This is a genomic window from Streptomyces spororaveus, assembly GCF_016755875.1.
GTDB lineage: Bacteria > Actinomycetota > Actinomycetes > Streptomycetales > Streptomycetaceae > Streptomyces > Streptomyces spororaveus.
Window position 1 is genome coordinate 2,470,663 of the sequence record NZ_BNED01000005.1, and the last position, 9,689, is coordinate 2,480,351.

Consider the following 9,689-nt stretch of genomic DNA (forward strand, 5'->3'; position numbering starts at 1 on the left):
GTGCTAAATACCGAGCTCCTTCTCGATGAAGTCGAAGAGCTCGTCGGGCGTGGCCTCCTGAAGTTTCTCGGTCACGGCCTCGCCACTTGTTTCGGTGTGCGGTTCACCCCATTTCGCAAGGAGGGCCTGCAGACGCAGCGCGATGTCGGTACGCGTTTCACTGTCCGGGTCGAGAACGGACAGCGCGGATTCGAGCTTTTCGAGTTCCGCGATGCCGGGGGCGGCCCCGGCACTGCCGTCCTGGGTGATCTCGGCCCGGAGGAACTCGGCCAGGACCGCCGGGGTCGGGTGGTCGAAGACGAGCGTCGCCGGGAGCCGTAGCCCGGTGGCGGCGTTGAGGCGGTTGCGCAGCTCCAGCGCGATCAGGGAGTCGAATCCGAGCTCCTTGAACGCACGGGCCGCGCCCACCTCGTCGGTCGTGGGGTGGCCGAGCGCGGTGGCCGCGTGTGAGCGGACCAGTTCGAGGACGGCCAGGGCCTGTTCGGCCTGCGGCATGACGGCGAGCCGTCGGCGCAGCGCGTCGGCCGGGGAGTCCCCGCCCGCTTCGCCGGCTGCCGGAGCGGACGCGGCGAGCTGCCGCACCTCGGGCAGGTCTCCGAGGAACGGGCTGCGCCGTACGGCCGTGTAGCCGGGCGCGAACCGCTCCCACCGGATGTCGGCGACGGCGACGGCCGCCTCCGTGTGGTCGAGGGCCTGCTGCAGTGCGCGGATCGCCGAGCGGGGTGCCATGGCGGGGACGCCTCCGCGGTCGAGCCGCTCACCGATCGCACCGCCCGCGGCGAGCCCGCTGTCACCCCAGCGTCCCCAGGCCACGGAGGTGGCGGCCAGGCCGTCGGCGTGACGCTGCTCGGCGAGGGCGTCCAGGTAGGAGTTGGCGGCGGAGTAGTTGCCCTGTCCCGCGTCGCCGAGCGTGCCGGCGACACCGGAGAAGAGGACGAACGCCGACAGGTCCAGGTCACGGGTGAGCTCGTGAAGGGTGAGCGCCGCGTCCGCCTTGGGGGCGAGCACGGTGGCGAACCGCTCCGGGGTCAGCGCATCGATGACCCCGTCGTCGAGGACACCGGCCGTGTGCATGACGGCGGTGAGGGGCTGGTCGGTGGGGACGGAGGCGAGGAGGGCGGTGACGGCGTCCCGGTCGGCCATGTCGCAGGCCGTGATGGTGACCTGGGTGCCGAGGGCGGTGAGTTCGTCGCGGAGTTCGGCGGCGCCGGGTGCGTCGGGGCCCCGGCGGCTGGTGAGGACGAGGTGCTCGGCGCCGTTCCCGGCGAGCCAGCGGGCCACGTGCGCGCCCAGCGCGCCCGTACCGCCGGTGACGAGGGTCGTCCCCCGCGGACGCCATTCCCGTACAGGGGCGGTGTCCGCGAGGGGGGCGTGGACCAGACGCCGCCCGAAGAGCCCCGAAGCGCGCAGCGCCACCTGGTCCTCGGAGCCGTCACCGGCCAGAACACCTGCGAGCCGGTCCAGCGTCCGGCCGTCGGCCTGCGGCGGCAGGTCGACGAGACCGCCCCAGCGGTCGGGGTACTCCAGGGCGACCGTGCGGCCGAAGCCCGAGACGAGCGCCTGCGCCGGGTCCTGGAGCCGCTCCGAACGGGCCACGGAGACCGCGCCGCGCGTGACGCACCACAGGGGTGCGGCCACATCGGCGTCGCCGAGTGCCTGGACGAGCGCGGCGGTGGCGAGGAGCCCGGTGTGCGCACGGAGCGCGGCGCCTTCGGCGGCGACGTCGTCGCTGTCGGCGAGGGCGAGGAGGGACAGGACACCGGTCGGCGCGGTCTCGGCCGCGGCGGCCCCGAGCGTGGCGGCGAGCCCGTCACGGTCGGCCGCTCCGGCGGAGACGGTCACCGTACGGACGTCGGCGCCGTGCTCGGCGAGCGTACGCAGGACAGCACCCGTCCAGTCATCGGCCGCACCCCCGGAACGGGACTCGGGGACGACGGCCAGCCACGTGCCGGACAGGCGCGAGGCCGTGGCTTCGGCCAGGGGCTTCCAGGTGACGCGGTAGCGCCAGCCGTCCACCGCGGACTGTTCACGGCTCTGGCGGCGCCACGACGACAGCGCGGGCAGCAGTGCCGTCAGCGGCTGGTCGCCTTCGATGTCGAGTTCGGCGGTGAGTGCTTCGAGGTCTTCGCGTTCGACGGCCTCCCAGAACCGGGCATCGACCGCACTCTCCGCGGACACCGCCACAGCCTCGACAGGCGCCGCCTCCGGCCAGAACCGCTGCGACTGGAAGGCGTAGGTGGGCAGATCCACCCGCCGGGCACCCGTGCCCGCGAACACCGCGTCCCAGTCCACCGTCACACCACGCACATACGCCGCACCCAACGACAGCCAGAAACGCTCCAGACCACCCTCACCACGCCGCAGAGAACCCAGCACCGCAGCCTCACGGCCCGCATCCTCGACCGTCTCCTGCATACCCACCGTCAACACCGGATGCGGACTCGACTCCACGAACACCCCGAAACCCTGCTCCAGCAGCGTCCGCGTCGCCTCCTCCAACTCCACCGTCCGACGCAGATTCCGGAACCAGTAACCCGCATCCAACTCCGGACCACTGACCCACTCACCCGTCACCGTCGACAAGAACGGCACCTCAGCCGGCCGCGGAACAACCGGCCCCAGCAACTCCGCAAGCTCCTCACGAAGCAACTCCACCTGAGCCGAATGCGACGCATAGTCCACCGCGATCCGCTTCGCACGGATCCCGTCCGCCTCACACGAGGCCAGCAGCTCCTCCAGAGCCTGCACCTCGCCCGAAACCACCACCGAGGACGGCCCGTTGACGGCGGCGACGGAGATCCTCTCCTCACCCCACGGCGCGATCAGCTCCCGCACAGCCTTCGCCGGCAACGGCACCGACACCATGCCGCCCAGACCCGCCAGCACCCGCCCGATCGCCTGACTCCGCAGAGCCACCACCCGCGCCGCATCCTCCAGCGACAGAATCCCCGCCACACACGCGGCCGCGATCTCACCCTGCGAATGACCGATCACCGCACCCGGACGCACACCAGCAGCCCGCCACACCTCCGCCAACGACACCATCACCGCGAACAACGCAGGCTGCACCACATCCACACGCTCCAAAGAGGGCGCGGCTTCGGCGCCGCGCAGTACATCGCGCAGCGACCAGTCGGTGAAGGGCTCCAGCGCCTTCGCACACTCATCCACCCGGGCAGCGAACACGGGTGAAGCGTCCAACAGCGCTTCTGCCATGCCTACCCATTGCGACCCCTGTCCGGGGAACACGAACGCCGTCTTCCCCCCGACGGCCGCCCCCTGCACGAGCAGGGGTGAGGTCTCCCCCGTCGCCAGGGCGGTGAGGGCTCCGACGTAGTCCGAGCGCTCCCGTCCGATGAGGACGGCGCGCTGGTCGAGCGCGGTACGGGTCGTCGCCAAGGAGTGGCCGACATCGACAAGCCGCAGGTCAGAGTGGGTGGTGAGCTGTGACAGCAGACGTTCGGCCTGGCCGCGCAGCGCCTTGTCGCTCTTGGCGGTCAGGGTCCACGGCAGCACGGCGGGGCGGTCGGCCCCGGAGCCGTCCGGGGTGCTCACGGCCAGTAGGGGTTCGGCCGGGGGCTCAGGGGTCTCCGGGTCGCCGGACCCCGCTTCGGCCGGGGCCTGTTCGATGATGGCGTGGGCGTTGGTACCGCTGAAGCCGAACGACGAGACGCCTGCCCGCCAGGGGCGGCCGGTCTCCGGCCACCCCTGTTCCTCGGTCAGCAGGGCGACCTCGCCCGCGCTCCAGTCGACGTGGGGCGTGGGCTCGGCGATGTGCAGGCTCTTCGGCAGCACTCCGTGCTGCATGGCGAGCACCATCTTCATGACGCCCGCGACACCGGCCGCCGCCTGGGCGTGCCCGATGTTGGACTTGATGGAGCCGAGGAGCAGCGGCTGCCCGGACGGACGCTCCTGGCCGTAGGTGGCGAGCAGGGCCTGCGCCTCGATCGGGTCGCCCAGCGTCGTACCCGTACCGTGCGCCTCCACGACGTCCACGTCCGCGGCCGACAGACGGGCGTTGGCGAGGGCCTGTCGGATGACGCGCTGCTGCGACGGACCGTTCGGAGCCGTCAGACCGTTGCTCGCACCGTCCTGGTTGATCGCCGAACCACGGACCACCGCAAGCACCGGATGCCCGTTGCGCTGGGCGTCCGACAGCCGCTCGACGAGCAGCATGCCGACGCCCTCCGCGGGGCTGAATCCGTCGGCGTCCGAGGAGAACGCCTTGCAGCGTCCGTCGGTGGAGAGTCCGCGCTGGCGGCTGAATTCGATGAAGGTGCCGGGCGTCGACATCACCGTCACACCGCCGGCCAGGGCGAGCGAGCACTCGCCCGTGCGCAGGGCCTGTACCGCGAGGTGCAGGGCGACGAGCGAGGCCGAGCAGGCGGTGTCGACGGTGACGGCCGGGCCTTCGAGACCGAAGGTGTAGGAGAGCCGGCCGGACACGACGCTGCCCGCGCTGCCGGTGGCCAGGTGTCCTTCAAGGCCGTCCGTCGCGGCCCGTACGAGGTTGGAGTAGTCGGAGCCGTTGGTGCCGACGAACACACCGGACTGGCTGCCGCGCAGCGTCTGCGGGTCGATGCCGGCCCGCTCGAACGCCTCCCACGAGGTCTCCAGCAGCAGCCGCTGCTGCGGGTCCATGGCGAGGGCCTCGCGCGGCGAGATCCCGAAGAACGACGAGTCGAAGGCTGCGGCGTCGGACAGGAAGCCGCCCTCGCGGGTGTACGAGGTGCCCTGCGCGTCGGGGTCGGGGTCGTACAGCGCGTCGACGTCCCAGCCTCGGTCCAGCGGGAACTGGGAGAGCGCGTCACCGTCGGAGGTGAGCAGGTGCCACAGCTCCTCGGGGCTGCGGACCCCGCCGGGGAAACGGCAGCTCATCGCGACGATGGCGATCGGTTCGGCGTCGGTGACCGCGGCCGTCGGCACGACGGCGGCGGCCGCGGCGCCCTGCCCGAAGAACTCGGCCCGCAGGTGCCGGGCGAGAACGGTGGGCGTCGGGTAGTCGAAGACGAGGGTGGACGGCAGCTTGAGACCGCTGGCCGCGTTCAGGCGGTTGCGCAGTTCGACGGAGGTGAGGGAGTCGAAGCCCAGCTCCTTGAAGGCCCGGCCCGCCTCGACCGCGTCGGGGCCCGCGTATCCGAGGACGGCGGCGACAGCGGTGCGGACCAGTTCGAGGAGCAGTCGCTCCTGTTCGGCCTCGGGCCGGCCGGTGAGCTGCTGGGCCAGCGCGGCAGCGTCGCCGGTGTCCTCCGCGGCGTCCGTGCGCATGCTGTCCATGACCTCCCGTGCCTCGGGCAGGTCGTGCAGCAGGGGCCTGGCGCGGCCGGAGGTGAAGGCGAGGACGAAGCGCTTCCACTCCATGTCGGCGACCGTCAGGGTCGTCTCGTCGCGGTCCAGGGCGTGCTGGAGTGCGGAGACGGCACGCTCGGGCGACATCTCGATGACGCCGTGGCGGCGCATCCGGTCACCGACCGCGCCCTCGGCCATGCCGCCGTCGCCCCAGGGGCCCCAGGCGATGGAGGTGGCGGGCAGCCCGGCCGCCCGGCGGTATTCGGCGAAGGCGTCCAGGAACGCGTTGCCCGGAGCGTAGTTGCCCTGGCCCGGAGCGCCGAAGGTGGCGGCGAAGGACGAGAAGAACACGAACGCCGACAGATCGAGATCACGGGTCAGTTCGTGCAGGTGCAGCGTCGCGTCCACCTTCACCCGCAGGACGCGCTCGATCTGCTCGGGCGTGAGCGCCTCGATGACCCCGTCGTCGAGGACGGCCGCCGTGTGCACGACGGCGGTGAGGGGCTGGTCGGCGGGGACGGAGGCGAGGAGGGCGGCGACGGCGTCCCGGTCGCTCACGTCGCAGGCCGCGATGGTCACCTGCGCGCCGAGGGTGCTGAGTTCGTCGCGGAGTTCGGCGGCGCCGGGTGCGTCGGGGCCCCGGCGGCTGGTGAGGACGAGGTGCTCGGCGCCGTTCCCGGCGAGCCAGCGGGCCACGTGCGCGCCCAGCGCGCCCGTACCGCCGGTGACGAGGGTCGTCCCCCGCGGACGCCATTCCCGTACAGGGGGCGTCTCGGCGAGACGGGTGCGTACGAGCCTGCGTACGAAGAGACCGGAGGCGCGCACCGCCACCTGGTCCTCGGCGGCGTCACCGGCCAGGACACCCGCGAGCCGGGCCAGGGCCCGGTCGTCCACGGCGTCCGTGCCGGGCAGGTCGACCAGCCCTCCCCAGCGCTCGCCGTGCTCGAGCGCGGTGACCCGGCCCAGGCCCCAGACGGGCGCCTGCGCGGGGTCGACGACCTGCTCGGAGCGGCCGGTGGCGACAGCGCCGCGCGTGACACACCACAGGGGTGCGGCCACATCGGCGTCACCGAGCGCCTGGACGAGGGACAGGGTGGTGATCACACCGCCGGGGGCGGAGACGTGGAACGGCTCGCCGGCCGCCGCTGGGGTCAGCAGGGACAGGACGCCCGACACCGCGGGAGCGTCCGCGAGTACGTCGCGTATCTGCTCGGCGAGAACGGCCCGGGTGTCCTGCGTCCGGGCGACGGCGATCTGCCGTACGTCGGCGCCGTGTTCGGCGAGCGTGCGCAGGACTGCGGCCGTCCACTCGTCGGCCGGGCGATCGGGCAGGGAGTCGGCGACGGCGACCAGCCATGTGCCGGAGAGGCGGGCCGTCGTGGGCTCCGGCGCCGGCTTCCAGGTGACGCGGTAGCGCCAGCCGTCCACTGCGGACTGCTCACGGCTCTGGCGGCGCCACGACGACAGCGCGGGCAGGAGTGCGGTGAGTGTCTCGTCCTCGTCGACGTCCAACTCGGCGGTGAGAGCCGCCACGTCCTGGCGTTCGACGGCTTCCCAGAAGCGGGCTTCGACGGCGTCGACGGGGTGGGCGCCGGCGGTGATGTCCTCGGCGGTGCCGCTTTCGAGCCAGTAGTGCTCCTGCTGGAAGGCGTAGGTGGGCAGATCCACCCGCCGGGCACCCGTCCCCGCGAACACCGCGTCCCAGTCCACCGTCACACCACGCACATACGCGGCACCCAACGACAGCCAGAAACGCTCCAGACCACCCTCACCACGCCGCAGAGAACCCAGCACCGCAGCCTCACGGCCCGCATCCTCGACGGTCTCCTGCATGCCCACCGTCAACACCGGATGCGGACTCGACTCCACGAACACCCCGAAGCCCTGCTCCAGCAGCGTCCGCGTCGCCTCCTCCAACTCCACCGTCCGACGCAGATTCCGGAACCAGTAACCCGCATCCAACTCCGGACCACTGACCCACTCACCCGTCACCGTCGACAAGAACGGCACCTCAGCCGGCCGCGGAACAACCGGCGCCAGCAGCTCCGCAAGCTCGTCACGGAGAAGGTCCACCTGAGCCGAATGCGACGCATAGTCCACCGCGATCCGCTTCGCACGGATCCCGTCCGCCTCGCACGAGGCCAGCAGCTCCTCCAGAGCCTGCACCTCGCCCGAGACCACCACCGAGGACGGCCCGTTGACGGCGGCGACCGAGATCCTCTCCTCACCCCACGGCGCGATCAGCTCCCGCACAGCCTTCGCCGGCAACGGCACCGACACCATGCCGCCCAGACCCGCCAGCACCCGCCCGATCGCCTGACTCCGCAGAGCCACCACCCGCGCCGCATCCTCCAGCGACAGAATCCCCGCCACACACGCGGCCGCGATCTCACCCTGCGAATGACCGATCACCGCACCCGGACGCACACCAGCAGCCCGCCACACCTCCGCCAACGACACCATCACCGCGAACAACGCAGGCTGCACCACATCCACACGGTCAAGCGAAGGCGAACCCTCCACACCCCGCAGCACATCCACCAACGACCAGCCCGTGAACGGATCCAGCGCCCCCGCACACTCCTCCACCCGCGCAGCGAACACCGGTGAAGCGTCCAACAGCGCTTCCGCCATACCCACCCACTGCGAGCCCTGCCCCGGGAACACGAACACCGTCTTCCCACCAACAGCAGACCCGGTCACCACTCCCGCAGCCATCGCACCCGACGCCACCGCCGCCACACCAGCCGCATGATCACCCAGCACCACCGCCCGGTGATCCAACCCCGCACGCGACGACGCCAACGACCAGCCGACGTTCAACGCATCAGGAGCCGATACAGCCGGAGCACCCGCGAGCCACTCCGACAGCCGCTCCGCCTGCGCCCGCAGCGCCCCCGCGCTCTTGCCCGACAGCACCCACGGCACCACCGGAAGGCCCGGGCCCTCGGCGACGGCCGGTTCCTCCGCAGCCTCCTCGGCCTCCGGAGCCTGCTCCACGATCACGTGCGCGTTCGTCCCGCTGAACCCGAACGACGACACACCCGCACGCCGGAGTTCACCGGTCTCCGGCCAGGCGGTCTTCTCGCCGATCAGGGAGACGGCACCCGCTTCCCAGTCCACGTGCGGGGTCGGCTCGTCGAGGTGGAGGGTCTTGGGCACCACACCGTGGCGCATCGCCTCGACCATCTTGATGATGCTCGCGACACCCGCCGCGGCCTGGGTGTGCCCGATGTTGGACTTGATGGAGCCGAGCAGCAGCGGCCGGTCGGCCGGCCGGTCCTGGCCGTAGGTGGCGAGCAGGGCCTGCGCCTCGATCGGGTCGCCCAGCGTCGTACCCGTACCGTGCGCCTCCACGACGTCCACGTCCGCGGCCGACAGACGGGCGTTGGTGAGCGCCTGGTGGATGACGCGCTGCTGTGACGGACCGTTCGGAGCCGTCAGACCGTTGCTCGCACCGTCCTGGTTGATCGCCGAACCACGGACCACCGCAAGCACCGGGTGCCCGTTGCGCTGGGCGTCCGACAGCCGCTCGACGAGCAGCATGCCGACGCCCTCGCCCCAGCCCGTACCGTCCGCGGCGGCCGCGAAGGGCTTGCAGCGGCCGTCGGCCGCCAGTCCGCGCTGCCGGCTGAACTCGGTGAAGGTCGCGGGGGTGGCCATCACGGTGACACCGCCCGCGAGGGCCATGGTGCACTCCCCGGCCCGCAGCGCCTGGACGGCCAGGTGCAGGGTGACGAGCGAGGAGGAGCAGGCCGTGTCGACGGTGACCGCCGGGCCCTCCAGGCCGAACGTGTAGGCCACACGGCCCGAGGCGATGCTCCCGGAGCTGCCGGTGCCGAGGAAGCCTTCAACGCCCTCGGGCACGGAGTCGAGGCGTGCGGTGTAGTCGTGGTACATCACGCCGGCGAACACGGCGGTCCGGCTGCCGCGCACGCTCGTCGGGTCGATGCCCGCCCGCTCGAACGCCTCCCACGACGCTTCGAGGAGCAGCCGCTGCTGCGGGTCCATGGCGAGGGCCTCGCGCGGCGAGATCCCGAAGGGGGCGGGGTCGAAGCGGGCGGCGTCGTAGAGGAAGCCGCCCTCGCTGACGTAGCTGGATCCGGCGCTGTCGGGGTCGGCGTCGTAGAGCGACTCCACGTCCCAGCCGCGGTCGACGGGGAAGCCGGAGACGGCGTCGTCGCCGTTCTCCACGAGCCGCCACAGGTCCTCGGGGCTGCGGACGCCTCCGGGATAGCGGCAGCTCATCGCGACGATCGCGATGGGTTCCTGGTTCTTCTCCTCGACCTCGCGCAGCCGCCTGCGGGCCTGGCGCAGATCGGCGGTCGCCCGCTTGAGGTAGTCGCGAAGCTTGTCCTCGTTCACCATTGCGTGGGCTCCATGCCAGAGAGGCGGTTGTA

The 9,689-nt window shown here is 72.0% G+C and carries 1 protein-coding gene; it reads right to left on the reverse strand.

Annotation, left to right across the window (positions count from 1 at the left end):
* Positions 1 to 3: 3 nt before the first annotated feature.
* A complete protein-coding gene (locus Sspor_RS13505; RefSeq protein ID WP_444546263.1) occupies positions 4 to 9,654 on the reverse strand; it encodes a type I polyketide synthase in 9,651 nt (3,216 codons plus the stop codon).
* Positions 9,655 to 9,689: the final 35 nt, after the last annotated feature.